This is a genomic window from Apilactobacillus intestinapis, from assembly GCF_049166695.1.
In the GTDB taxonomy this organism is placed as follows: domain Bacteria; phylum Bacillota; class Bacilli; order Lactobacillales; family Lactobacillaceae; genus Apilactobacillus; species Apilactobacillus kunkeei_C.
Map to the genome: position 1 here is coordinate 15,169 of NZ_JBMHFD010000002.1, position 23,146 is coordinate 38,314.

Annotated in this window: 23 protein-coding genes; 16 read left to right on the plus strand and 7 right to left on the minus strand. The window is 38.3% G+C overall.

Features of this window, described 5'->3' with window-relative positions:
- Nucleotides 1–7: 7 nt before the first annotated feature.
- Complete coding sequence (locus tag ACOMA7_RS02310) at nucleotides 8–505, minus strand: aminoacyl-tRNA deacylase (protein WP_034530987.1); 498 nt, start codon at nucleotides 503–505, stop codon at nucleotides 8–10.
- A gap of 118 nt (nucleotides 506–623) precedes the next feature.
- On the opposite strand from ACOMA7_RS02310, the gene ACOMA7_RS02315 reads away from it, so the two are divergent.
- The 4 genes from ACOMA7_RS02315 to ACOMA7_RS02330 all read left to right on the plus strand — a co-directional run bounded on the left by ACOMA7_RS02315 (nucleotide 624) and on the right by ACOMA7_RS02330 (nucleotide 4,947).
- Complete coding sequence (locus tag ACOMA7_RS02315; RefSeq protein WP_301945917.1) at nucleotides 624–1,187, plus strand: cadmium resistance transporter; 564 nt, start codon at nucleotides 624–626, stop codon at nucleotides 1,185–1,187.
- Nucleotides 1,188–1,198: 11 nt separating this feature from the next.
- The gene (locus tag ACOMA7_RS02320; RefSeq protein WP_421391682.1) at nucleotides 1,199–1,528 is read left to right on the plus strand and encodes an ArsR/SmtB family transcription factor; all 330 of its coding nucleotides are present in this window, start codon (nucleotides 1,199–1,201) and stop codon (nucleotides 1,526–1,528) included.
- Between the two features lie 67 nt (nucleotides 1,529–1,595).
- The gene (locus ACOMA7_RS02325) at nucleotides 1,596–2,315 is read left to right on the plus strand and encodes a GntR family transcriptional regulator (protein ID WP_053796204.1); all 720 of its coding nucleotides are present in this window, start codon (nucleotides 1,596–1,598) and stop codon (nucleotides 2,313–2,315) included.
- Nucleotides 2,316–2,556: 241 nt separating this feature from the next.
- Nucleotides 2,557–4,947: a phosphoketolase family protein gene (locus tag ACOMA7_RS02330; RefSeq protein WP_301945915.1), complete on the plus strand. Its 2,391-nt coding sequence runs from the start codon at nucleotides 2,557–2,559 to the stop codon at nucleotides 4,945–4,947.
- Nucleotides 4,948–5,023: 76 nt separating this feature from the next.
- On the opposite strand, the gene ACOMA7_RS02335 is transcribed toward ACOMA7_RS02330, so the two are convergent.
- Nucleotides 5,024–5,914 (minus strand): RluA family pseudouridine synthase, encoded by an 891-nt coding sequence (locus ACOMA7_RS02335; protein ID WP_421391686.1) that lies wholly within the window; start codon nucleotides 5,912–5,914, stop codon nucleotides 5,024–5,026.
- Between the two features lie 86 nt (nucleotides 5,915–6,000).
- On the opposite strand from ACOMA7_RS02335, the gene ACOMA7_RS02340 reads away from it, so the two are divergent.
- Together ACOMA7_RS02340 and ACOMA7_RS02345 are read left to right on the plus strand one after the other, a co-directional pair.
- A complete protein-coding gene (locus ACOMA7_RS02340; protein ID WP_053791403.1) occupies nucleotides 6,001–6,381 on the plus strand; it encodes a hypothetical protein in 381 nt (126 codons plus the stop codon).
- Between the two features lie 18 nt (nucleotides 6,382–6,399).
- Nucleotides 6,400–6,933: a hypothetical protein gene (locus ACOMA7_RS02345; protein WP_421391690.1), complete on the plus strand. Its 534-nt coding sequence runs from the start codon at nucleotides 6,400–6,402 to the stop codon at nucleotides 6,931–6,933.
- 222 nt (nucleotides 6,934–7,155) lie between these two features.
- Here the strand turns inward: ACOMA7_RS02345 and ACOMA7_RS02350 are convergent, their stop codons facing one another.
- On the minus strand, nucleotides 7,156–7,998 hold the full coding sequence (locus tag ACOMA7_RS02350) for a class I SAM-dependent methyltransferase (RefSeq protein WP_421391692.1): 843 nt from the start codon (nucleotides 7,996–7,998) through the stop codon (nucleotides 7,156–7,158).
- A gap of 210 nt (nucleotides 7,999–8,208) precedes the next feature.
- On the opposite strand from ACOMA7_RS02350, the gene ACOMA7_RS02355 reads away from it, so the two are divergent.
- The 6 genes from ACOMA7_RS02355 to ACOMA7_RS02380 all read left to right on the plus strand — a co-directional run bounded on the left by ACOMA7_RS02355 (nucleotide 8,209) and on the right by ACOMA7_RS02380 (nucleotide 14,475).
- Nucleotides 8,209–9,537, plus strand: a complete 1,329-nt coding sequence (locus ACOMA7_RS02355) for an ammonium transporter (RefSeq protein WP_034530975.1) — start codon at nucleotides 8,209–8,211, stop codon at nucleotides 9,535–9,537.
- A gap of 433 nt (nucleotides 9,538–9,970) precedes the next feature.
- Nucleotides 9,971–11,107 carry a 5-methyltetrahydropteroyltriglutamate--homocysteine S-methyltransferase gene (locus tag ACOMA7_RS02360; protein WP_421391695.1) on the plus strand — a complete coding sequence of 379 codons (1,137 nt, stop codon included), beginning with the start codon at nucleotides 9,971–9,973 and terminating at the stop codon, nucleotides 11,105–11,107.
- Nucleotides 11,108–11,371: 264 nt separating this feature from the next.
- The gene (locus ACOMA7_RS02365) at nucleotides 11,372–12,415 is read left to right on the plus strand and encodes a methionine ABC transporter ATP-binding protein (RefSeq protein ID WP_421391698.1); all 1,044 of its coding nucleotides are present in this window, start codon (nucleotides 11,372–11,374) and stop codon (nucleotides 12,413–12,415) included.
- Entirely contained in the window at nucleotides 12,405–13,076 is a 672-nt protein-coding gene (locus ACOMA7_RS02370) for a methionine ABC transporter permease (RefSeq protein WP_053791411.1), read from the plus strand. Before ACOMA7_RS02365 ends, ACOMA7_RS02370 begins: the two co-directional genes overlap by 11 nt.
- 13 nt (nucleotides 13,077–13,089) lie before the next feature.
- Nucleotides 13,090–13,965, plus strand: coding sequence for a MetQ/NlpA family ABC transporter substrate-binding protein (locus ACOMA7_RS02375; RefSeq protein ID WP_421391702.1), 876 nt, complete (start codon nucleotides 13,090–13,092; stop codon nucleotides 13,963–13,965).
- Nucleotides 13,966–13,989: 24 nt separating this feature from the next.
- Nucleotides 13,990–14,475, plus strand: coding sequence for an S-ribosylhomocysteine lyase (locus ACOMA7_RS02380; RefSeq protein WP_053796214.1), 486 nt, complete (start codon nucleotides 13,990–13,992; stop codon nucleotides 14,473–14,475).
- Nucleotides 14,476–14,675: 200 nt separating this feature from the next.
- Here ACOMA7_RS02380 and ACOMA7_RS02385 read toward each other — a convergent pair whose 3' ends face one another.
- A complete protein-coding gene (locus ACOMA7_RS02385) occupies nucleotides 14,676–15,107 on the minus strand; it encodes a helix-turn-helix domain-containing protein (protein ID WP_034530974.1) in 432 nt (143 codons plus the stop codon).
- 116 nt (nucleotides 15,108–15,223) lie between these two features.
- Between ACOMA7_RS02385 and ACOMA7_RS02390 the strand changes: the two genes are divergently transcribed.
- Nucleotides 15,224–16,177, plus strand: coding sequence for an alpha/beta hydrolase (locus tag ACOMA7_RS02390; RefSeq protein ID WP_054607841.1), 954 nt, complete (start codon nucleotides 15,224–15,226; stop codon nucleotides 16,175–16,177).
- 173 nt (nucleotides 16,178–16,350) lie between these two features.
- The gene (rny, locus tag ACOMA7_RS02395; RefSeq protein WP_054607842.1) at nucleotides 16,351–17,943 is read left to right on the plus strand and encodes a ribonuclease Y; all 1,593 of its coding nucleotides are present in this window, start codon (nucleotides 16,351–16,353) and stop codon (nucleotides 17,941–17,943) included.
- A 57-nt stretch (nucleotides 17,944–18,000) separates the two neighbouring features.
- Here rny and ACOMA7_RS02400 read toward each other — a convergent pair whose 3' ends face one another.
- The gene (locus tag ACOMA7_RS02400) at nucleotides 18,001–19,560 is read right to left on the minus strand and encodes a bifunctional metallophosphatase/5'-nucleotidase (RefSeq protein WP_421391707.1); all 1,560 of its coding nucleotides are present in this window, start codon (nucleotides 19,558–19,560) and stop codon (nucleotides 18,001–18,003) included.
- Between the two features lie 245 nt (nucleotides 19,561–19,805).
- Between ACOMA7_RS02400 and spx the strand changes: the two genes are divergently transcribed.
- Both spx and ACOMA7_RS02410 read left to right on the plus strand, forming a co-directional pair.
- Nucleotides 19,806–20,204 (plus strand): transcriptional regulator Spx, encoded by a 399-nt coding sequence (gene spx, locus ACOMA7_RS02405; RefSeq protein ID WP_034534086.1) that lies wholly within the window; start codon nucleotides 19,806–19,808, stop codon nucleotides 20,202–20,204.
- Nucleotides 20,205–20,268: 64 nt separating this feature from the next.
- Complete coding sequence (locus ACOMA7_RS02410) at nucleotides 20,269–21,072, plus strand: Cof-type HAD-IIB family hydrolase (RefSeq protein WP_421391709.1); 804 nt, start codon at nucleotides 20,269–20,271, stop codon at nucleotides 21,070–21,072.
- A gap of 40 nt (nucleotides 21,073–21,112) precedes the next feature.
- Here the strand turns inward: ACOMA7_RS02410 and ACOMA7_RS02415 are convergent, their stop codons facing one another.
- Both ACOMA7_RS02415 and ACOMA7_RS02420 read right to left on the minus strand, forming a co-directional pair.
- Nucleotides 21,113–22,075, minus strand: a complete 963-nt coding sequence (locus ACOMA7_RS02415; RefSeq protein WP_421391712.1) for a nucleoside hydrolase — start codon at nucleotides 22,073–22,075, stop codon at nucleotides 21,113–21,115.
- A 214-nt stretch (nucleotides 22,076–22,289) separates the two neighbouring features.
- Nucleotides 22,290–23,069, minus strand: a complete 780-nt coding sequence (locus ACOMA7_RS02420) for an alpha/beta hydrolase (RefSeq protein ID WP_054605332.1) — start codon at nucleotides 23,067–23,069, stop codon at nucleotides 22,290–22,292.
- Nucleotides 23,070–23,146: the final 77 nt, after the last annotated feature.

The following is a 23,146-nucleotide window of genomic DNA, read 5'->3' on the forward strand; positions in this document are numbered from 1 at the left end:
TACGTAATTACTTTACGATATCAACGAAGTGACCGTGAACTAAGTTAACTAAATCAGTTGCATCTAGTTCAACGGAGCGACCAACTTGTCCGGATGATACCAGAATTTGGCCTTGGCGCTTAGCTTCGTTATCAATATAGATAGGGTAGTGGAACTTTTCGTAGATTCCAACAGGTGTGTTTGCACCATGGACATACCCAGTGGTCTTTAATAGGTCCTTTAGCGGAACCATGTTGACCTTCTTGTTGCCAGATTCTTTGGCAAGTCTCTTTTCGTCTAAATGTTGATCCAAGGGCACCACGCCAACAACTGGACCAGTTTCCTTACCTTCAAGCACTAATGTCTTGTAGATACGATGTTGATCCATGTCTTCTTCGACTTCTAGTTGAGCGACGTTATTTTCGTCGTGTGTTGCGAATTGGTGTTGGATATAAGAAATGTTATTTTTATCAAGAATTTGTTCGACTAATGTCTTATGAACTTTATTTTTCTTCTTTTTTCCCATTTCAAAATCACCTCGGTAATTATTCTAGCATAGAATTGACAACCAATTAACGTTAATGTAGTATATACCAAAAATGATATATATCTAAAAAGGTATATTTTAAAAAGGGGAATATAATATGAATTGGTTATTAATTTTAATTACGTTTTTAGGGGTAAATCTAGACTTCTTTTTCATCCTACTTTTATTGTTGAAGAAACATAAATTAGGTTCAGTTATGATGGGGTATCTAATTGGATTATGGGTACTACTAATACTAAGCTTTAGTGTTGGTCAAATTTTAGACCGTTTTCTACCGGAATGGATACTAGGTTTGCTGGGAATCCTACCTATCTACATGGCCTTAAAGGATGAGGACGAAGACGCTAAAGAGGTGAATCACAAGTCACCAGTCGTGATTACACTAGTTACTTACCTATCAGTATGTGCTGGATGCAACCTGGCATTGTTCTTGCCGGTGCTATCTACTATTAGTGCGATTCAAATATTAGAAGTGATTGCGGTATTAACCGTTTTATCAATTCTGGTAATTTTGATTATCAAGTGGATTGGTAATATCAAACCAATCAATGATTTGATGGAAAAATACGGTGAGATTATGACAAAGGTGGTCTACATCGGTGTCGGAATCTACGTACTGTTTGATAGCGGCTTAATTGCCCATATTGTTTCTTGGTTTTAGGGGATGTTTAAATGCAGGATAAAATGAAAATCATTGAAGAGGTTGCAGCCATCTACAAAGTATTGAGTAATGAACGCAGAATTTTAATCATTACTTCCTTAATGGATGCGGACAAATCATTAAGTGTTAATCAGATTTGTGAGGAGACTAAGCTCGATCAACCGGTGGTTTCAAAACAACTAGGTATCCTATATAAGTATCAAATTGTTTGTAAGGAAAAAGTCGGGACCAGCGTGTTATACGGTGTCGACGATCCGCACGTAGTAGAGATGATTTCAGATATGGTTCAACACGTTAAACATGAGATGGTGGGTAAACCACATCCAAAGAATTTATTTTAATTTTGCAAAGTTAACGTGATAAATCTGTTATACTGATTTTTAGAAAATTAATCGCAAGGAGTAGAAAATGGCTGATTTAGTTTACAGGAGAGTGTCATCCGACTTGAAGCAAAAGATAGTCGATAACCAATTTCCTAACAAGCGCTTGCCCGACGAGCGAACATTAAGTGAGACATACCACGTAAGCCGCAGTTCAGTGAAACGGGCGTTGAAAGTGTTAGCTGATGACGGCATTATTTTCAAAAAACGTGGTTCAGGAACTTTTATTAATCCACTATTTATGAAGAATAAGACTATTTTTCATTACGAAGGTTCTAACCTAGGGATTACTGACAGTATGAAGAGTCAAGGGAAAGTTCCAAAGATTAAGCTATTGAGTTTCAAGGTTGTACCTGCCAGCAAGGAAATTCAACAAGACTTATTCTTAGCTGACGGAGATTTCGTGTATGAAATTCAACGACTTCGTTTGTTTGATGACAAACCGTTCATGATAGAAACAGGATACATTCCAATTAAGATTGCTCCTGAACTAACACAAGAGATTGTTGAAAAGTCGATCTTTAACTATGTTGAAGACACAATCAACAAGAGTGTCACACGTTCATTCCTATCAATTTTGGCTAGTCCATCGAATGAACAAGATCAAGAACTACTTAATTTAAAACCAACCGAACCAGTTGGTGTCATGGAAGGGATTTTCTTCCTAGATGACGGGACTCCATTTGAGGTCTCAAACATGCGTCTACACTATCAATATCTGCGTTACAATACTTTCGTTATGGTGTAGAAATTTAATACAAAAAAGTTATGAAAATCATTGGACTATTGTCGAAAAATCGTTCATAATAATGACGATGTAATAATGGTTTAATTGTAATGAATAAATTGGACCGTATCAATTTGCAAAAAGGTTGACTTTTTGTGAAAAGTCTTTATTATATTCATTGTAATTAAAATTATCGGGCGTAGTCTGATGATTTTTCCATTATTAATTTCAATAGTTTTTATTTTAAAAGGAGTGTTAATTAATGGCTCAAGATTTCGATTCCAAGCAATACTTGGAAGAATTAGATAAATACTGGCGTACTGCTAACTACTTATCAGTAGGTCAACTATATCTAAAAGATAACCCATTATTAAAGAGAGAATTAACATCAAGTGATGTTAAAGTTAAGCCTATCGGTCACTGGGGTACTATCGTATCTCAAAACTTTATTTACGCACATTTAAACCGTGTTATTAACAAGTATGACCTAAACATGTTCTACATTGAAGGTTCAGGTCACGGTGGCCAAGTTATGGTATCTAACTCATACATTGATGGTAGTTACTCAGACATTTACCCAAACATCTCACAAGATGAAAAGGGTATGGCTAAATTATTCAAACAATTCTCATTCCCTGGTGGAGTTGCATCACATGCTGCCCCTGAAACTCCAGGTTCAATTCATGAAGGTGGAGAATTAGGTTACTCACTAGCCCACGGTGTTGGTGCTATCTTTGATAACCCTGATGTAATTGCCGCTGTTGAAATTGGTGATGGTGAATTAGAAACTGGTCCTCTAGCTGCAAGTTGGTTCTCAGACAAGTTTATCAACCCAGTTAAAGATGGTGCCGTTCTACCAATCATTAACTTAAACGGTTTCAAGATTTCTAACCCAACTATCATGTCACGTATGTCAGACCAAGAAATTACTGACTACTTCAAGGGTATGGGCTGGAAAGCTTACTTCGTTGAAAACGAACAAGACTTCGATGATCACATGGCTTACCACGAAAAGATGGCTAAGGTTATGGACGAAGCTGTTCAAGAAATTAAAGACGTACAAAAGAATGCACGTGAAAACCAAACTGCTGACACTGCTACTGAACCAGTATGGCCAGTAATCGTTGTTAGAACTCCAAAGGGTTGGACTGGTCCTAAGTTTGACTTAGACGGCAACCCAATTGAAAACTCATTCCGTGCTCACCAAATCCCAGTTGATGTTTCATCAGACAAGATGGAACACGCTGACCTAATCGTTAACTGGTTGAAGTCATACAAACCAGAAGAACTATTTAACGATGACGGTACTATCAAGGATGACATTAAGGCTCTAGCACCTAAGGGTGACAGAAGAATGTCAGTTAACCCTATCACTAACGGTGGTATCGATCCTAAGCCACTTATCTTACCAGACGTTAAAGAATTTGCTGTTGACGTTAAGACTCCAGGTGAAACTGTAGCCCAAGATATGGCTGTATGGAGTAACTGGTTAGGTGCCGTTATGAAGGCTAACCCAGATAACTTCCGTGCATTTGGTCCTGATGAATCAATGTCAAACCGTCTATTCGGTGTGTTTGCTGAAACTAACCGTCAATGGATGGAAGAAATTATGGAACCAAATGACCAATACGTATCACCATCAGGTCGTTTAATCGATTCACAACTTTCAGAACACCAAGCTGAAGGTTGGTTAGAAGGTTACGTATTAACTGGTCGTCATGGTTTCTTCGCAACTTACGAATCATTCGGTCGTGTTGTTGACTCAATGTTAACTCAACACTTCAAGTGGTTACGTAAAGCTGCTGACCAACCATGGAGAAAGAAGTACCCATCATTGAACTTTGTTGATACTTCAACTGTATTCCAACAAGATCACAATGGTTACACTCACCAAGATCCAGGTATGTTAACTCACTTAGCTGAAAAGAAACCAGAATTCATTCGTGAATACTTACCAGCTGATGCTAACACATTATTAGCTGTTGGTAACGTTGCTTTCGCCAGCCAAGAAAAGATTAACTTAATCATTACTTCAAAACACCCACGTCCACAATGGTTCTCAATTGAAGAAGCTACTAACCTTGTAAACAATGGTTTAGGTTACATCGACTGGGCTTCAACTGACCAAGGTCAAGAACCTGACGTAGTTATTGCTGCTGCTGGTACTGAACCAACTTGGGAATCACTAGCTGCTATCTCATTACTACACGACGAATTCCCAGAAATGAAGATCAGATTCATCAACGTTGTTGACTTCTTGAAACTACGTTCACCTAAGGTTGACCCTCGTGGTTTAACTGATGAAGAATTTGACCGTCTATTCACTACTGACAAGCCAGTTGTATTCGCATTCCACGGATTCGAAGGTCTTGTTAAGGATGTATTCTTCGATCGTCACAACCACAACGTTCACGTTCACGGTTACCGTGAAAACGGTGATATCACTACACCATTCGACATGCGTGTATTGAACCAACTAGATCGTTACGACCTAGCTAAGGAAGTTGTAAACGACATTCCAGAATACTCTGTTAAGGGTGCATCATTCGTACAACGTATGAACGACATGGTTGACAAGCACAACGCTTACATCCGTGAAGTTGGTACTGACTTACCAGAAGTTAACGAATGGCAATGGAAACCATTAAAGTAATTAGATAATTTATCTGATTTACTTATGGTCAAACCATAAAGAAAAGAACCGTATCTTTTGATACGGTTCTTTTTGTTTACATAAATGTTTTAAACGAATCGGGAAGTGGTGACTTAATCTCGATTCGATCCATATAATAAGGTCTAACTAACGTTAACTTCCAAGAATGAAGTAACATATCATCATTATCTGAATTAGGGTTATACAAAGGATCGCCCACAATCGGGTGGCCAATGGATGCTAAATGGACCCTAAGTTGATGAGTTCGCCCAGTATGCAGCGATAATTCGACTAAAGAATTGTTGTCAGTGGTAGATTGCACCATGTAGTCGGTTTTAGCTTTAAGAGGTTTGATACCATCAATCTTTCGTTTACGTTTATCATTGGGGTCAAAGCCAATTGGCTTATCGATGGTTCCGGTTGGTGGAGTGATGATGCCATCGGTCCAGGCTAGGTAGTTTCGATGAATGACCTTATCCTTGATTAGTCGAACCAAGATAGGGACCACTGCAGGATTTTTGCCGATAATGATGGCTCCTGAGGTGAATTGATCCAAACGGTGAATCATAAATGCATGCTGATTGGTTTGATTGAGGTAGGCCTCGCAGAAGTTTAGTAGTGTGTTGGTCTCACCAGGTTGATTAGGGTGGGTCTTGAATCCGCTTGGCTTATTCACCACCAACAGATCTGCATCTTCGTATAAGATATCAGGTTTAATTGAACTATCTGGGATTAGATTTTGTACCGGCAACGAAAAATCATCTTCAACAAACGTAAGATGGATTTCATCACCGTTCTTAATCGCAAAATTCATGGGTAAATACTTATTGTTAACCAAGACCCGTTCATTGGTCCTCAAGGCAAAGATGAGGTGCTTAGGGATTAATAATTGCTTTTGTAAATATTCACGTAGTGATGTTTCTTCATTAAGTTTGGAAATAGTTAGTTTATATTCCCATTTTTGCATTTTTTCACCTCTTTTAGTCAAATGTGTTACTATATTCAGTCGAGTTGTGATAAGGTGTAAATAGTAATTTTAAACCGGAGGGCATTATGGATAAAAAGATTATCAGCCTTTGGAGTCTCTTATCACTAGTAATGTTTATTATATGTGATTTTTTAATGGGTGAAAATGCCCAAGATCTAATCAAGACAATTATCGTTGCCGCAGTATTATACCTACTTCTAATTATAGGTGGTTTACTTAAGTGGCGTCTAGCTTACCACTTCCTATTATTTGTTGTGGGTATCTATACTTTAGCGATGATTAGAATTGTATTTATCTTTGCGACCCAAAGCCATAGTGGTGTTTCAGTACTAGCAGTAGTATTTGCGGTGCTAGGAATTATTGTGAACTTATTGTGGTATCGAATCGCCGCAAAACAAATTAAAAGCGACTACGTAAGAATCGTTAAAAAGAACGTAAAAAAATAAGATAGGTGTTTTAATAATATGGAAATGGATGCACAAAAATTTATCGATGATGTTACTGCTGAAAGTTTTGAAACTTACTCAGCTGAAGTGTCTTTGGAAGACTTGAAGAAGGATGCTGAAAAGGCATTTCAACCATTGATGGAATTCATGGAAGAACAAGTAAACAGTGGCCGTTTGGCTTCTGCATTACTACAAGTGAAGGGTGAAGACATTAGTTTTTACCTACAAAACAATATCGTGAACTTACCATACAGATACATCAAGAATATCTCAAAGATGATGAGTGACGAAACTAACTGCCCACTAAACGTCTACATGTTCGTAGAATCACCTGATGTAAACCGTTCAAAGATGCGTATTGATGAATTATCATCACAAGATGACTTTACGGTCAACGCTGATTTAAGTGCTAAATTGGGTGCATGGACAAATGACCAACTTGCTGCAATCGAAGAAAATCAAAAGATTGAACAAGAAGCTGCCGAAAAGACAGACAAGAAAAAGCCAGCTGCTAAGAAGAAAACTGCTAAAAAGACTACCAAGAAAAAATAGTCTAAATCACTCTTATGTGTTATACTACTTGTTGCGATGAGTCGAGGAGATCGCGCAACTACGGTTGTATTCACAAGATGTGATTAAGCGATATTTTCGAAGGGGACACATTATGCGGACGTAATTCGCGTGTCTGATATGTTGGTGATGTGAACACCACTTATCCGTCTACTTAGTAGATGCCAAAAAGAGCGTAACTTCATTTGAAGTTACGCTCTTTTTTTATTTAACCAAGTATAGTTGATCTTCGATTAAATCGAATGGTTTGTGGTGACGGTTTAAGTTCTTAACGTCATCGTTTTCGACGAATTCAGCATTGGCCCAGAATTGCTTCGAATCTGTGGCACCGTATTTTTCACCAATGGTGATTAGTGGAATGTCCTTACCAGATTCACGGATGGCTGATAATAACTTCCAGTCGATATCGATACCATCAGGTGACCAGCACATGATGATGTAGTCAATGTCGTCCTTGTACTTATTGAAGGCATCGATTGCGTCCAATGATTCAACGTCGGTAACTAGATGTTTACCGGTTTCGTTTTCCTTCTTCCATGCAAGGTTATCGGTGCAAATGACATCAGCACCATTCTCACGTAATCCTTTTGAGATGTATCCATTTCCGGCCATCACTTCCAAGGCTTTTTTGCCATTTAAGAACTTGGCAATGTCATTGGTGAATGGGGCGGAGATGTATGCCCACATCCCGTATTGTTCTTCTAAGTAGTCACGGAATTCACGTAAGTCTTGATCTAGTTTTGGTAATTGATCAACGAATTGGTTCCAGACGGCGTCGCCCTTAGGGTCGCCCATTGGGTACTTTTCGTTCACGTAAGCGAAGATGGTGTCTTGGATGTCGTCGGGCAATAGCAATACCGGTAAATCTTGTGGTAATTGGTTTTGTTGTAATAAACGGTCTGCTTCTAAAACGTTATTGATTAGATATTTAATGTCAGAAAAATCATTGAATAAATCATAGTACTTCTTCATTCTTTCGATGTATGAAGGCTTATGAATGATTTTTTTATTTTTCTTCATTTTCTTAAGTAGTTTCTTTTTATCCATTGTCTAACTCCCTTGAGTTGCTTAATTATTATTTTATGGGAAAACCGAGATGAATGCAAAAAGAGGGTATTATGTCATATGATATAACATAATGTGCCATAAATTTGGATTTAAATTCAAATTAAAGACAATTAACCCTGTACTTATTTAATTTTAATGATATAATATGTTACATGATATAACATTATAAGGAAATGAAGGTAGATATTGATGGATTTAGCAAGTACGGGATTTGTTTTTATTTCAAGTATTTTAGTTCTGTTTATGACACCGGGTCTAGCATTCTTCTATGGGGGCCTAGTTTCAAAGAAAAACGTTGTTAACACTACCATGTCAGTATTCATTATGACTGGTTTAGCAGTTATTCTTTGGGTTGTATTTGGTTACAGCCTTTCATTCTCAGGTGATATAGGTGGATTTATTGGAAACCTAGCCCATCCATTTATGAATGGAATTGATCTTACATCACTTACACCAACTAAGATTCCAGTAAGCATTTACTCAATCTTTGAAATGATGTTTGCGGTTATTACTCCAGCGCTATTCGTTGGTGCGATTGTTGGTCGTATTCGTTTCAAGTTCTTATTATGGTTTGTAATACTATGGTCAATTATCATTTACTACCCAATGGTACACATGGTATGGTCACCAACTGGATTCTTAGCAAAGCTTGGTACTTTAGACTTTGCTGGTGGAACTGTCGTACATATTAATGCAGGGGTTACTGCGTTGGTATTATCCATTTACCTAGGTAAGCGTCTAAACTTTGGTAAAGAAACTAAGCACTACAACCTTTCATGGGTATTGTTAGGTACTACCATTCTTTGGATTGGTTGGTATGGTTTCAATGCCGGATCAGCTTTAGGTGTAAACAATGTCGCAATGCAAGCTACCATGACATCAACTGTTGCTGCCGCAACTTCAATGATGGTATGGATGCTATTAGATATGCACTTTGTTGGTAAGCCACAATTAGGTGGTATTTGTACTGGTACACTTTGTGGACTTGTTGGTATCACTCCAGCTGCTGGTTTCGTAACTATCGCCGGAGCTTTTGCAATCGGTATCGTTGCTACTCTAGTAAGTTACTTCTACGTAAACGTGCTAAAGGCTAAAGTAGGTGCAGATGACACACTTGATGCATTCGGTTGTCACGGTGTTTCAGGAATGGTCGGAAGTATCATGACTGGTCTATTTGCTACTAAGGCAGTAAACAGCTCAGTTGTAGACAATGGTCTATTCTACGGTGGTGGTTTCAAGTTATTCCTAACTCAAATCATCGCTACTTTAGTAACAATCATCTTCGTTGCAGTGGCTTGTGCAATTATTATTTCACTACTAAAACTAGTAATGCCAATGCGTGTAACTGAAGAAGAAGAAAGAGCCGGACTAGATATCGTAGAACACGGTGAAGCTGCCGATTACATGGTTTCATACGGTGAAACTGGCAAGGACCACAGTAAGGATATCGAAGTTAACGCTGATGAGTTTAAGGGGCAAATTAACCACTTAGATAATCCAAATCTACCAAAAGATTAAAAATATTATACCTTTCAAAAGACCGCGATAGCGGTCTTTTTTGCTTGTTGAATTAAAAATAAATTAGAAAAATATGATAAAAAGTGTTGACTTTTATTATTTACGGCATTAGTATTTAGTCAATCAAATAAATCAGACAACAAAAAGATCGGGAGAGTAACCCTTGAAGATAGTTCAGAAAGTCTACGGTAGCTGTGAGTAGATCGATTCGACAAAGGTGAAGATGGCCCGTTAATTGGCAGCGTCGATACTTAAACGCTGATGGGGTGGCAACCATTATTAATTGCACACGTTGATAGACGTTAGTGAGGGATGTAGTGTAAGCTGCATCCAAATTAGAATGGTACCGCGGAATCCGCTTCTAGTATTTATACTAGGAGCGGATTTTTTTATTTGATAAAAAATTCATTAAAACTTTAGAGGAGTGATTGATATGACACAAGTAGCAACTAAGCAAAAACATTTTGATATCGTAGGTAGTTTCTTAAGACCAGAGGAACTAAAGCAAGCAAGAGAAGACTTCAGCAACGAAAAGATTACTAAAGCAGAATTGACTGAGATTGAAAACAAGTTGATCAAAGATTTAGTTAAAAAAGAAATTGCTAACGGTTTAAAGATTGTTACTGACGGTGAATTCCGTCGTAGCTACTGGCATTTAGATACCTTCTGGGGTTTTGATGGAATCAAACATACCAAACAAGAACATGGTTACATCTTCCATGACGTTGAAACCAGAAATGACTCAGCTCAATTAGATGGCAAGATTAAGTTCAATCCTAATCATCCTGACTTATTAGCATTCAAGTACTTACAATCATTGATTGAAGACAATGATGAAGTGATTGCCAGACAAAGCATTCCATCACCAGCTCAATGTTACTTAGAACTAGTAAGAGGACCTGAAAATGTCGCCGCCTTACAAAAGGTATACGGAACTGACACCGACGCATTAATTCATGATTTAGGTTTGGCATACCACGATTTAATTCTTGCTTTATACGATGCTGGTTGTCGCGACGTTAAGTTAGACGACTGTACCTGGGGCTTACTTTCTGATCCAGATGGTTGGGCATTAGTAAAAGATGGTTTTGATAACCTCCAACAATTACTAGACTTAAACCTAAAATTCAACAACGAAGCCATTCGCGACTTACCTGAAGACTTACGTATCAGCACTCATGTATGTCGTGGTAACTACGCATCAACATGGGCATCAAAAGGTGGCTATGCTCCGGTTGCCAAAACACTATTTGGTAAGGAAAACGTTCAAGCATACTACCTAGAATTTGACGATGACCGTTCAGGAGACTTTGCACCACTTGCTGAAGTTTCAAAAGGAAAAGACGTTGTCTTAGGTCTAGTTACCAGCAAACGTCCAGAACTAGAAGATCAAAAAGTCTTAATCCAACGTGTAAACGAAGCTACCGAATATGTAGATTTAAAACACTTATCATTAAGTACTCAATGTGGATTTGCTTCAACTGAAGAAGGAAACCATCTAACGGAAGAACAACAATGGTCCAAGATTAGATTAGTAGTCGACACTGCTAAGAAGATCTGGGGCGAATAATAAACAAAACATACCAATGAATAGAAGAGTAGACTAATTACTTTGATAGAGAGCTGCGGATGGTGAAAAGCAGTAAGTTAATTTTTCTATAGATGGTCTAGGAGGTATCGTCCAGCAACGGATGCGGTCAATTGCCGATATTCAATTAATCGTAATTTACGATGAGTGGGTAATGAAAATTACCAAACTGGGTGGTACCACGCTAACGGCGTCCTTTGATTTTAATTAATCGAAGGATGCCGTTTTTTATTAGGAGGTGAAGATATGAGTAAGACCGACATTATCAGTTTTGAAAATGTCAATAAAACGTTCGAAACTGATGAAGGACAAAACGAGGTTTTGTCCGGTGTAAATTTAAAAATTGAACAAGGTAAGATTTTCGGTATCATCGGATATTCCGGAGCCGGTAAATCGACGTTAATTCGTTGTATTAACGGTTTGGAACTACCAACTTCAGGATCCATCAAATATCTTGATACGGTGGTCAATGAATTGAGCGAAAAGGGATTAATCAACTTGAGAAGTGAAATTAGTATGATTTTTCAACAGTTCAACTTGATGCCCCAAAGAACGATTGCTGAAAACGTCGCATTACCGATTAAGTACAAAAAAATCGGAAAGAAGCAAACGGCAGCTAAGGTTGACGAACTGCTATCATTGGTTGGTCTATCCGACAAAGCGGATGCATATCCAAATTCACTTTCCGGAGGCCAAAAGCAAAGAGTAGCGATTGCTAGAGCGTTGATTAATGACCCGAAGGTATTGCTTTGTGATGAAGCAACTAGTGCACTGGATCCAGAAACGACGGATTCAATCTTGGAAATCTTAAAAGAACTAAATCAAAAACTTAATATCACAGTCGTTGTGGTAACCCATGAAATGAAAGTAATTGAGCAAATCTGCGAAGATGTTGCTGTTCTACATAATGGTCGGATTGTTGAGACTGGAAATGTCTACGATGTTTTCTCTCATCCAAAAGAAGAGATTACAAAACGTTTCGTTAAGACAACCACCAACTTAAACGTTTCAAAGGGATTGTACCAAGCGCTAGGTTTACCTGAAGGTCACCGCTTAATTCGGGTGACTTACAACAATGAAAATACGATTGATCCAGTTATTTCATTGGTATCTAGAAAGTACAACGTCGACATCAGCATCTTGTTAGGTGATATCAAATTAATCCAAGGCAAGCTCATCGGTGGATTGATTATCTCCGTTGAAGGAAACGAGGAAGATATCGAAAATGCCTACAAGGAATTAAAACTAAACATTGGAATTGAAGTGGAGGTGATTAACGATGTTGAATAGTCTTTTTCCAAACGTTGGAACGAACTGGCCTGAATTCACCCAATCGATTGTCGAAACGATTGAAATGGTGATTTTATCCGGAATAATTTCATTAATTATCAGTTTGGTCATCGCAGTCATCTTGGTAGTCACCAAGCACGATGGAATTAAGCCCAACTTCATCATCTTTAATATCTTCGATAAATTAATCAATTTATTTAGAAGTATTCCATTCATCATTCTAATTGTTGCGTTAATTCCACTAACTACATTGATTTCTGGAACTGCCATCGGGGTAACCGGGACCATCTTCCCATTGGTTGTCGGAATTACACCATTCTTTGCCCGTCAGATTGAATCAGCGTTAAACGAAATTGATCCTGGTTTAATTGAAACCGGTAAGGCAATCGGCTTAAGCAACTTCCAAATTGTGAAGTCAATCTATCTACATGAAGGTATCATTAGTATCACTAGAATGACTACTACCACAATCGTTAGTCTAATCGGACTAACCGCCATCGTCGGCGTTGTTGGTGGAGGGGGCTTAGGAAACTTCGCCATTCAATATGGATACCAACAAAACCAATTCGATGTAACGATGGCCTGCATCATCGTACTACTAATCTTAGTCACAATTGTCCAAGTAATTGGAACATTAATTGCGGAACTATTAACCCGCTAAAGGAGCGTTTTATATGAGTCAAAAAAGTAGTCATAATAAAAAGAAAGTCGCTAGTTTATCAGCTATCTTAGTAGCGATTCTAGTCGTTGTATTAGGTTTCATTATCGTATCTGGTCACAACAAGTCAGGCGAAAGCGCCAAGGGCAAAAAGGTTGTCACCGTCGGAATTATTGGTAGTAACGATGTGCCAATCTGGAAACAAGTCAACAAGGAATTAGCAAGTAAACACATCTACGCTGACGTAAAAGTATTCAGTGACGGTGAAGCGTTAAACCAAGCAACCAATAGTGGTCAAATTGATATTAACTCTTTCCAACACTATGCATTCCTACATCAAGAAGTAAGTCAAAAGAACTACAAGCTTACCGCAATTGGTAACACTTATATCCAACCTTTGAACATCTATTCAAAGAAGATTAAGAACGTTAAGGATCTAAAGGAAGGCGACAAGATTGCCATTCCAAACAACCCAACTAACGCTGGTAGAGCATTGAAGGTATTAGAAAAGGCCGGCTTAATCAAGACTAATCCAGCTAAAGGTTACTCACCAACAGTATCCGATATCACAAGTAACCCTAAGAAGTTACAAATTATTGAAGTTGACCCAGCAGCCATCATCAAGTTATTACCTAACTTCGCAGCTGGTATTACCAATTCAAACTTCGTTCAAGCAAACCACTTGAACCCATCTAAGGATTCAATTTTTGCAATCGCACCAAACATCAACGATTCATACAACAAGCCATGGATTAACATCTTGGTAACTAAGACTTCAGAAGACAACAACAAGACCTATAAGGAGGTGGTTAACGCATACCATTCTAAAGCGGTATACGACCTAATCGAAAAGGAATACAAGGGCGTATCTTTACCAGCATTTAAATACTAATTCGTTTTTGAAAGGAAGATTATTATGGCAAAAGTAGAAACAAAGGTAGAAAGTTTTACATTAGATCACACAGCAGTAAAGGCACCTTACGTGCGTTTAATCACAGAAGAACATGGACCAAACGGTGACACAATCGCTAACTTTGATTTACGTCTAGTTCAACCAAATGAAGAAGCAATCCCAACTGCAGGATTACATACCATTGAACATTTACTTGCAGGACTATTACGTGACCGTTTAGACGGTGTTATCGACTGTTCACCATTCGGTTGTCGTACTGGTTTTCATTTAATCACCTGGGGTAACCCTGGAAACGATAAGGTAGCGTTAGCATTAAAGGACTCACTACGAGCAATCAGAGATGACATCGAATGGGAAGATGTCCAAGGTACTACTGCAGAAAGCTGTGGTAACTACCGTGATCATTCATTATTCTCAGCAAAGGAATGGTGCAAGACTATTTTGGACGAACAAATTAGTACTGAACCATACGAACGAAAAGTAATCTAAAACAAATGAGGTGAAAGATATGGATTTATGGCAATACTATTGGTTCCGCGCCGTCGCATTTATTGTGTTTTGGTTAGGTTATTTCTTATTGATGACATGGGCATATGTTGGCAGACCCCATATCTTTCATCGACTAAAAAACAAAAAATGAGTGCTATGTACAATTACGAAAAAAACTCCAGAAAATATTCTGGAGTTTTTTACATTTTATAATCATCAAAATTTAAATTAAGTTCTTCTTGGTATGCTTCTGGTTGTTCACCGTCTTCTAAGTATTGACGGTCCTTGCCATGAAGATAACCATTGATAAGTTGGTATACTTCGTATCGATCTTGTTGATCCAAAGTGTGGTTACCAAAGGTTAGTTCATTTTTCTCCATCAAGACGCTACCTAGATTGAAATGTTCAACAGAAGTTCTTCCTGTCAAATAATCCATGCTGACGTTGAAGTACAATGCCAGTTTTTTGATTTCGACATAAGAAGGTGAACGAATCCCACGTTCCCAATTACCAATTTGTGAAGGGGTATTTTTGTGTTCATCTTCTGGAAATCTTTCGTTTAGATTGTTTGCAAGTTGGTTCATACTGATATGTTGCCCTTTACGAAGAGCTCTTAATCGAATCGGAAACATTTACAACACCTCTACGCATATTATAACCGAAAATGCGTCAAATTGGCGGGTAGTTGCTTTTTATTTATTGAAACTCTATACTCGAATTATTAAATACTGAAATGGAGAGCACTATCTTGAAAAAGAAAACCAAAATCTTACTAGCGACCGTGATTACTTTAATCGTATTGACGGTAGTTGGTTTTGTGGGTGCGGGGATGTATTTTTACAACGTCGCCGTGGTTCCTTCGCACAAGACCTTTTTAAGTAACGATAAAATTAAGAAGAATTCACCACTATATCCAGGTACCAAGTGGTACTACAACGTTAAAAAGATTCACTGGACCCAGAAGTCTGCGACCGGAAACTTAAAGCTGGTGGCTAACTACATTCCAGCAGAGAAGAAGACTAACAAGACCGTGGTGATTGCCCACGGCTACATGGGTAGTAAGGAAAAGATGGCTCCTTATGCCTACATCTTCCATCAAATGGGTTACAACGTTTTAACTCCCGATGATAGGGGCCAAGGCCAAAGCGAGGGTAATTACGTTGGTTACGGTTGGCCAGATCGTCTCGACTACATTAAATGGATGAAAAAAGTCATCAAGTACCAAGGACCAAAGACTGAAATCGTGATGTTTGGTGTCAGCATGGGGGGAGCTACTACCATGATGGTATCCGGTGAAAAAGACGTGCCACACCAAGTTAAAGCATTTATTGAAGACTGTGGTTACACCAGTGTTTCCGATGAAATTAACTACGAAGCTGGTCAACTTTACAACATGCCAGCATTCCCACGTTGGCCATTGGTTCCAATCCTAAGTGGAATTACCCACATTAGAGCCGGATACAGCATGTACGAAGCTTCATCACTAAACCAAGTGAAGAAGAATCACCGTCCAATGCTATTCATTCATGGGGCCAACGATAAGTTCGTACCAACTCGCATGGTTTACCCACTATACAAGGCTAGCAAGGGACCAAAACAACTACTTGTTGTGAAAAATGCAGCCCATGCTGCTTCTTATCAAACTAATCCAAAGTTGTATGTTGATACAATTAAGGGATTTTTGAACAAATATTTTAAATAATATTAAAGGCGTTAGATGTTGAATCTAGCGCCTTTTTCGTAATTTTAAAAACTTTCAGTGTATCAAATAGGGGGTTAAATGTTATTATAGATAGTGTGTAATAACACCATCAAACAATACGTTTAATATTCGTTAAAAAAATAAATAAAAATAATCAGAAAGGAGGACGCTTTTTGATTGAACTAGCCGCATTAGTATTTTTAATCGCTGGTGCTTTATTAGGTTTTTGGGTTAGTGATATGCGCATCAAGGGTCAAGTTGACGCTGCCAAAAGTAAGGCTGCACAACATTTACAAAAGACCGCCGATGAGACTGCCGTAAAGGCTAAGCAAATCATTGCTGATGACAAAGAAGACATCATGCAATACCAAAAGATTGCAGACGATGAAATCGAGTCTCAAAAAGAAGAAAATATCACCCGTGAAAACCGTTTGAACCAACACGAAAAGTACTTGGAACAAATGAAGAACCGATTAACTAAATATACTAATGATTTAAATGAACGCAGCGATGAACAAGCTAAGGTCCAAGATGATATCGATGACGTCATGCACCAAGCCGAAGACATTTGGCAACAACGTGAATTGACACTTCAATCAATCAGTCATATCGATAAGAACTATGCTCGTCATGCTGTGTTGAATCATACCGAAAACGCTCTTCGTCGTGAAAAAGACATCGAAGTTAAGTACAACTTGTCCGAAAGCAAGGTTGCCGCTAACAAGATTGCTAATGACCTAGTAATTGAAGCTATTCAAAGAGGCCCTAGGGATGAACCTAGAAGTCACATTGAAAGAAACATTGCCTTGCCAAGTAGCGACATCAAATCCAAGTTAATTGGTAAGGACGAACAACATGTTCGTCTACTACAAACACTAACTGGAACTGATTTAATCTTTGATGAAGACTACCCATTACTACTTCACATTGTTACTCATGATCCAATTAGAAGAGAAATTGCTCGTACAACTATTGAAAGTCTGATCATTTCTCGTCACTTTACCAACAGCAACATCGAGTATCTGGTTAATACCACTACTCAAAAGGTTAACGCGGCTTTACGTGAAACCGGTGAAACAGTTGTTCACTCACTCCACGTTGGACGTGTTCATCCTGACTTGATGAAGATTATTGGTAAATTGAAGTTTAGAACTAGTTATGGTCAAAACGTTTTATACCACTCAATTGAAACTGCTCAATTGACCGGTGCCTTGGCTGCCGAATTAGGTTTGAATACCCAATTGGCAAAACGTGCTGGATTACTTCACGATATTGGTAAAGCCATTGACCACGAAGTTGGTGGAACCCACGTTGAATTAGGGGTCAAACTAACTGAGGCCTTTGGTGAAAACGAAGTCGTTGTTAATTCAATTGCTTCTCACCACGGTGACGTTGAACCAACTGATCCAATCGCTATTCTGGTTGCCACCGCCGACGCCATTTCTGGTGCTCGTCCAGGAGCTAGAAGTGAATCAATTGAAGAATACGTCAGTCGTCTACGTAACCTAGAAAACATTGCTAACCAACACAAGGGTGTTCGCGATAGCTATGCCATCCAAGCTGGACGTGAAATTAGAATTATTGTAAATCCTGAAATGTTAAATGATGATAACAGTAAGTTATTAACTAAGCACGTTAAGGATCAAATTCAAGATGAATTGACTTATCCAGGTAAGATTAAGGTTACTACCATTCGTGAACTAAAAGCTGTTCAATACGTTGGTAAGAATAAGAAACGCAATCATAATACAGTTAAAGAAGCTTAATGCTATTATTGTTAAACTAAAAAGAGTCCCAAAACATGAAGTTTTGGAACTCTTTTTTTATGGTCTGTAGATGACCTTAAAGTTATGATTGTTTTCAGCTTCAATGGTCTTGTGTTCTCTTAAGTAATCAGCGATTAATTGACTCATCATTCGATCATCTGACTTGATAATCTTGTCTTGAGAAAACATTTGGTAGTTTCCACCACCGACGGCACGATAGATGTTTAACACGATTTTTAATTCGGCGTCGTCATCGATTGGTTTGCCATGGTAGGTCAAATCTTCGATACGGTGACCAACTGGTTTAGCGACGTTAATCACGTAGTCGACACCTTCATACATATCGTAGTTGTAATGCTTTAGCTTAGGGAAAATGTAGTCATGGTTTACACCAATCTTACCGTTTTGGTAGTCAAAGTACTTGGCGCTAGTTTCCATGGCGGCCTTTAATTCGGCACCAGTAATCTTAAGCACGGATAGACTGTTAGGGTAAACGTAGTTAGTGATGATATTTCTCATTGTAATCGGATTTTCAAAACCGTGAGCTTCATCATTAAATAGGGCGGTTGCCGAAATGTCTACTCCCATAGTTTGCATCTGAATATTTTGAATGAACTGGATGAAACTGGTCTTGTTTAAACGGGCTTCAAAGGCGTTATCAAAGTCCATTGATCCTTCGATATGAGCCATTGGTTCATCTAACCACTTGTTGATTTGTTCTTGGATGTCATCCAACTTATTGGCGATTTCATGATCAACTTGGTACTTCTTAGTTGGAATTAATTCGACTTCACTGGATTGCACAAAATATTTACCATTGTCATCTTGTTGAACATCTAATTCGATGTGTCCAACGTATTGACCACGATGACCTGGTTGAATGATTGGGACGCCCAATAGGTGACCAGCAATCTTTCTGTGTTGGTGACCGGTGATAATGGCATCGACACCGTCAACATGTGCTAGGATATCGTATGTTTCGTTTTCACCATTTAAGACTTCGGTTGGGACACCTTCTTCATCACGTTCTATTCCGCCGTGATAAACGATGACGTTTAAATCGGTTTTTTCGCTCATTTCAGGGATGTATTTGGCGGCGGTGTCCTTGGCAGAAAGGAAGGTTAAACCGGCTAAATGGGAGTTCTTTTCCCACTTAGTGGTACCTTGAGTGGTTAGACCCAAGAATCCGACCTTTACACCATTAATATCTTTAATTTCATATGGATTACCAAATGGGTGATTACCGTCTTGATCAATAATATTGGCACAAATAAAATGGCGATTACACTCATTTATGGTGTTGTGTAGGTATGATAATCCGTAATTAAACTCATGATTTCCTAATACTCCAAAATCGTAATCAACGGCATTAAAGACGTCGTTAATTTGTTTTGGTGCGGATTGTTTTTTGATTTCAGCAATATAGTATGCCAATGCTGATCCTTGCAAGAAATCCCCGTTATCGATGGCTACGACGTTATCCAGCTTGGTTCTAAGATCCTTGATTGCTGTAGCGCAACGAAGCACCCCAAAGGGTTTATCGTCCTTTAAGTTCACATAGTTAGTGGGGAACAAAAAGCCGTGTGTATCACTTGTCTCTAAAAGATTTATTTTCATCGTGCCACCCCCGTATTGAATTATCATGATTCTTCCGTTTCTTTTGTTGTGTATATTTTATCACTTTTTTAAAAATGAAAAATTAAGATTTGATTAACATTTACCTTTTCTTAATAAAAATTTAAATTGATTTATCTTATAGGTATGTTAAGATGATTACAGTTAATTGTATTTACATTTAGTAAGTACTACTAACCTAACCATAATTGTTTTTATAAAAATTAAGCGATTAAGGGGTGATATAAATGTTGAATCTTTACGTAGCACCAAGTAGTGCATCCAGTCGTAAAGCTAGAGCCTGGTTAAAGGGCCACGATATTGCTTTCCGCGAAAGAAATATCAATTCTAACCCATTGAATGCGGACGAAGTAAAACAAATCTTACGTCTTACTGAAAATGGGAGCGAAGACATCATTTCAACAAGATCCAAAATTTTCAAAAAGCTAAACATCGATTTTGATAGCTTGTCACTATCAGACTTGGTAGATTTAGTTGTCAAGTATCCAGACCTTATCAAACGTCCTATTGTGTTTGATGACAAACGTTTGGAAGTTGGGTACAATGAGGAAGAAATTCGTCGTTTCTTACCCCGTTCCATTCGTGAAACTGAACTAAAAGAATTAGAATCACAGTTGGAAGCTTAATATTTTAGAGTGACGGCATTACTTTGTAATGTCGTTTTTTTATTCACTCAAAAGGAGTCACATTATGATAAAAATGATTGCGCTGGATCTAGACAATACACTATTGAATTCAGCCAAAGAAATTAGTGATGAAAATGTTTCAACACTACAAAAATTACATAAAAAGGGAATCGCCGTTGTCCTATGTACCGGTCGCCCGATTAATGCGGTCTGGCCATATGTAAAACAACTTGGTCTAACCGAGGCAAATGATTACACCATCACATTCAATGGTGGCATGGTGATTCGAAATCACGATCAAAAGGTGCTAAACCAAAAGGGACTAACCCTAGCAGATTTTTCCTTAATTCATCAATACGCATTTGATAACGACTTACCATTGGACATTCTAGACTTTGAAAAGGTCTACGAATTAACCGATTTGGTTAAATCAACCTATAAGGAAGTCTTGAATTCACCACTTGAATTCGTTCCAATTGATTTCAAGGAATTAGAGAACAAACCATACAGTAAGGCCATCATGTCAGAACAAATTGCGGCATTGGATAATGCACGTGCTAATTTTCCAGCAGAAATTACTGACCATTATAAAATCGTCCGTTCTCAGCCCAAAATCATGGAATTTTTGCCATTAAACATGAGTAAGGCTTACTGTTTAAATATTTTGTTAAAGCACTTAGGATTGGATTTTTCCAACCTGATGGCATTTGGTGATGCGGAAAATGATTACGAAATGATTGAAGCTGCCAATGTCGGTGTTGCGATGGGCAATGCCTCTGATGAAATCAAGGAGATTGCCACAGATGTTACCGTCGACCACGATGACGATGGGGTAGCGGTATTTCTACACAAATACTTTAATGAATAAATAAAAAAGGACTTAAACGAGAAGTTTAAGTCCTTTTTGTTTACTTGTTGTTTGCGAATAAGTAGTTCAAGTATTCCATAAATGTCTTTAGGTAACGCTTTTCATCTACTTGGATAGCAACACTAGCAGTAGGATTTGGATCGTCTAGGTGAGCAGTATCACCGGTAGTACGTCCGTAGTTTAATTCACCAGTGTGAACCAATAGGTCTAGGTCCAATGTTTTAACGAAGCTTGGGTCACAAGCAACACCAACGGCTAATGGGTCGTGTAGTGAACAACCACCTAGGTGTGGGTACATTTCAGCGTAAATATCGATGTAGTAGTCAACGATATCAGCGAATTTTTCACCTGCAACAGTGCCTAAGTCACGCCATTGTTGAGTTTCTTTTTTAGTTAGAAGAGTTCTTAATGTAACGTCTAGACCAACCATAGTATCGTGTAGTGGGCTTCTGAATACTTCGTTGGCAGCAGTAGCATCTTGGTTGATGTTTGCTTCGGCAGCATCAGAAACATTACCAGGAACAGTCAAAGCACCACCCATTAGAGTAACGTTACCGATTAAATCGGCAATTGATGGGTCCTTACGTAATGCTAAGGCTAGGTTGGTAAGTGGACCAGTAGGGATGATTGTTAAATCCTTACCGTACTTGTGAGCGGCTTCGATGATGAAGTCGACACCTGATTGTTCTTCCACTTGGCGGCTACTTGCTGGTAATTCAACTTCACCAACACCGTTAACACCATGAATATGAGCTGAAACTTCCATTACTTCGAAACTGTCAGTTTCTAGTGAATGTGGTTCACCTTCAAATACTGGTACGTCAGTAGCACCTAATAGGTCTAGAATTTCTAGTGAGTTCTTAGCGGCTTGTTCTACCAATACGTTTCCGTATGAGTTCACAACACCTACTAAATCGGCGTTAGGGGCAGCGACAGCATAGGCGATAGCCATTGCGTCATCGACACCTGTATCAACGTCTAAGATAATTTTTTGCTTTGCCATAATGAAAAACCCTCCCAATATTAATTCCCCTCACGGATCTTTGCCCGTGAACATTTTTCATTAACTTTAATTATATGGGCTTTCCATCCAAAATAAAAGGGGATACTAAGAAGTTTTTAAGGAAATGACATATAAATACGAACAAATTTAACGAAAATGAGAAATTTGTTAATAAAAAAATCTCGACTTCTAAACGAAATCGAGATTTTGGTTGCTAGTTTCTAAATAGGAATTCAGCAATTGTTTTATCCAATGTTGGGTTTTCGTGCAACATTGAATGTTCAGCAGAAATTGGATCTCCACGGTATAGGTAGAATGTGTAGCTCTTAACGTAAGGCTTAACTAGTTTACCCATTGGTTTAACGATATCCACGGCTTCTTCACCATCAGTACCAACGTTGTAGATTTCTCCTGCGATGTTAAAAATCTTTAAGTTACGTGGTAAGTTCTTAGCACGTTTATCACCAGCAGGGTAGTCGTTGGCGATACTTACGAACTTGTTAATCTTAGGAGCTTCCTTTTGGTTAGGGTTTCTAACCATATATTCGTAGGCGATTTGACCACCTGATGAATGTCCTAAGAAGTTAACTGATTTAATGTGGTAAGTCTTGTATAGGTAAGTCATCACATTCTTCATTTGTTTAGCTTCTTTGATTGGGTGAGTGTTGTCTTCAAAGATTAATTGAACTAATGGGTTGTCAGCTGAAATCTTCTTGACATATTTCTTCATGGTAGTAACCTTACCATTGCTAGAAATATGAATACGAAGAGCACGCTTAGCAATGCCATGATCGTTGAATTGATTAATGAAGTCATCGGTTGAAACGGCGTTACCACCATAACCGGGGATGAAGATAGTTGCAGTTCTTGTCTTGTCTACCTTCACATCATTTAGGACACGACCTCTAAAAATCCATGAGGTAGTGATGAATAGGGCAATTGCTTCAATAATCAAAACAATCCCAATGATAATTTTTCTGCGTTTGCTGTGCATAATTGTTCTTCCTTTGCTAAAGTATAATTATAAGATACATAATATATTAAATAACACCAAAATAAAAGGAGTTAAAA

What these genes read in the sequence shown, in the direction of transcription:
- ACOMA7_RS02310 (WP_034530987.1), bottom strand. Translation starts at nt 505, where the DNA reads ATGGGAAAAAAGAAGAAAAATAAAGTTCATAAGACATTAGTCGAACAA.
- ACOMA7_RS02315 (WP_301945917.1), top strand. Translation starts at nt 624, where the DNA reads ATGAATTGGTTATTAATTTTAATTACGTTTTTAGGGGTAAATCTAGAC.
- ACOMA7_RS02320 (WP_421391682.1), top strand. Translation starts at nt 1,199, where the DNA reads ATGCAGGATAAAATGAAAATCATTGAAGAGGTTGCAGCCATCTACAAA.
- ACOMA7_RS02325 (WP_053796204.1), top strand. Translation starts at nt 1,596, where the DNA reads ATGGCTGATTTAGTTTACAGGAGAGTGTCATCCGACTTGAAGCAAAAG.
- ACOMA7_RS02330 (WP_301945915.1), top strand. Translation starts at nt 2,557, where the DNA reads ATGGCTCAAGATTTCGATTCCAAGCAATACTTGGAAGAATTAGATAAA.
- ACOMA7_RS02335 (WP_421391686.1), bottom strand. Translation starts at nt 5,914, where the DNA reads ATGCAAAAATGGGAATATAAACTAACTATTTCCAAACTTAATGAAGAA.
- ACOMA7_RS02340 (WP_053791403.1), top strand. Translation starts at nt 6,001, where the DNA reads ATGGATAAAAAGATTATCAGCCTTTGGAGTCTCTTATCACTAGTAATG.
- ACOMA7_RS02345 (WP_421391690.1), top strand. Translation starts at nt 6,400, where the DNA reads ATGGAAATGGATGCACAAAAATTTATCGATGATGTTACTGCTGAAAGT.
- ACOMA7_RS02350 (WP_421391692.1), bottom strand. Translation starts at nt 7,998, where the DNA reads ATGGATAAAAAGAAACTACTTAAGAAAATGAAGAAAAATAAAAAAATC.
- ACOMA7_RS02355 (WP_034530975.1), top strand. Translation starts at nt 8,209, where the DNA reads ATGGATTTAGCAAGTACGGGATTTGTTTTTATTTCAAGTATTTTAGTT.
- ACOMA7_RS02360 (WP_421391695.1), top strand. Translation starts at nt 9,971, where the DNA reads ATGACACAAGTAGCAACTAAGCAAAAACATTTTGATATCGTAGGTAGT.
- ACOMA7_RS02365 (WP_421391698.1), top strand. Translation starts at nt 11,372, where the DNA reads ATGAGTAAGACCGACATTATCAGTTTTGAAAATGTCAATAAAACGTTC.
- ACOMA7_RS02370 (WP_053791411.1), top strand. Translation starts at nt 12,405, where the DNA reads ATGTTGAATAGTCTTTTTCCAAACGTTGGAACGAACTGGCCTGAATTC.
- ACOMA7_RS02375 (WP_421391702.1), top strand. Translation starts at nt 13,090, where the DNA reads ATGAGTCAAAAAAGTAGTCATAATAAAAAGAAAGTCGCTAGTTTATCA.
- ACOMA7_RS02380 (WP_053796214.1), top strand. Translation starts at nt 13,990, where the DNA reads ATGGCAAAAGTAGAAACAAAGGTAGAAAGTTTTACATTAGATCACACA.
- ACOMA7_RS02385 (WP_034530974.1), bottom strand. Translation starts at nt 15,107, where the DNA reads ATGTTTCCGATTCGATTAAGAGCTCTTCGTAAAGGGCAACATATCAGT.
- ACOMA7_RS02400 (WP_421391707.1), bottom strand. Translation starts at nt 19,560, where the DNA reads ATGAAAATAAATCTTTTAGAGACAAGTGATACACACGGCTTTTTGTTC.
- spx (WP_034534086.1), top strand. Translation starts at nt 19,806, where the DNA reads ATGTTGAATCTTTACGTAGCACCAAGTAGTGCATCCAGTCGTAAAGCT.
- ACOMA7_RS02410 (WP_421391709.1), top strand. Translation starts at nt 20,269, where the DNA reads ATGATAAAAATGATTGCGCTGGATCTAGACAATACACTATTGAATTCA.
- ACOMA7_RS02415 (WP_421391712.1), bottom strand. Translation starts at nt 22,075, where the DNA reads ATGGCAAAGCAAAAAATTATCTTAGACGTTGATACAGGTGTCGATGAC.
- ACOMA7_RS02420 (WP_054605332.1), bottom strand. Translation starts at nt 23,069, where the DNA reads ATGCACAGCAAACGCAGAAAAATTATCATTGGGATTGTTTTGATTATT.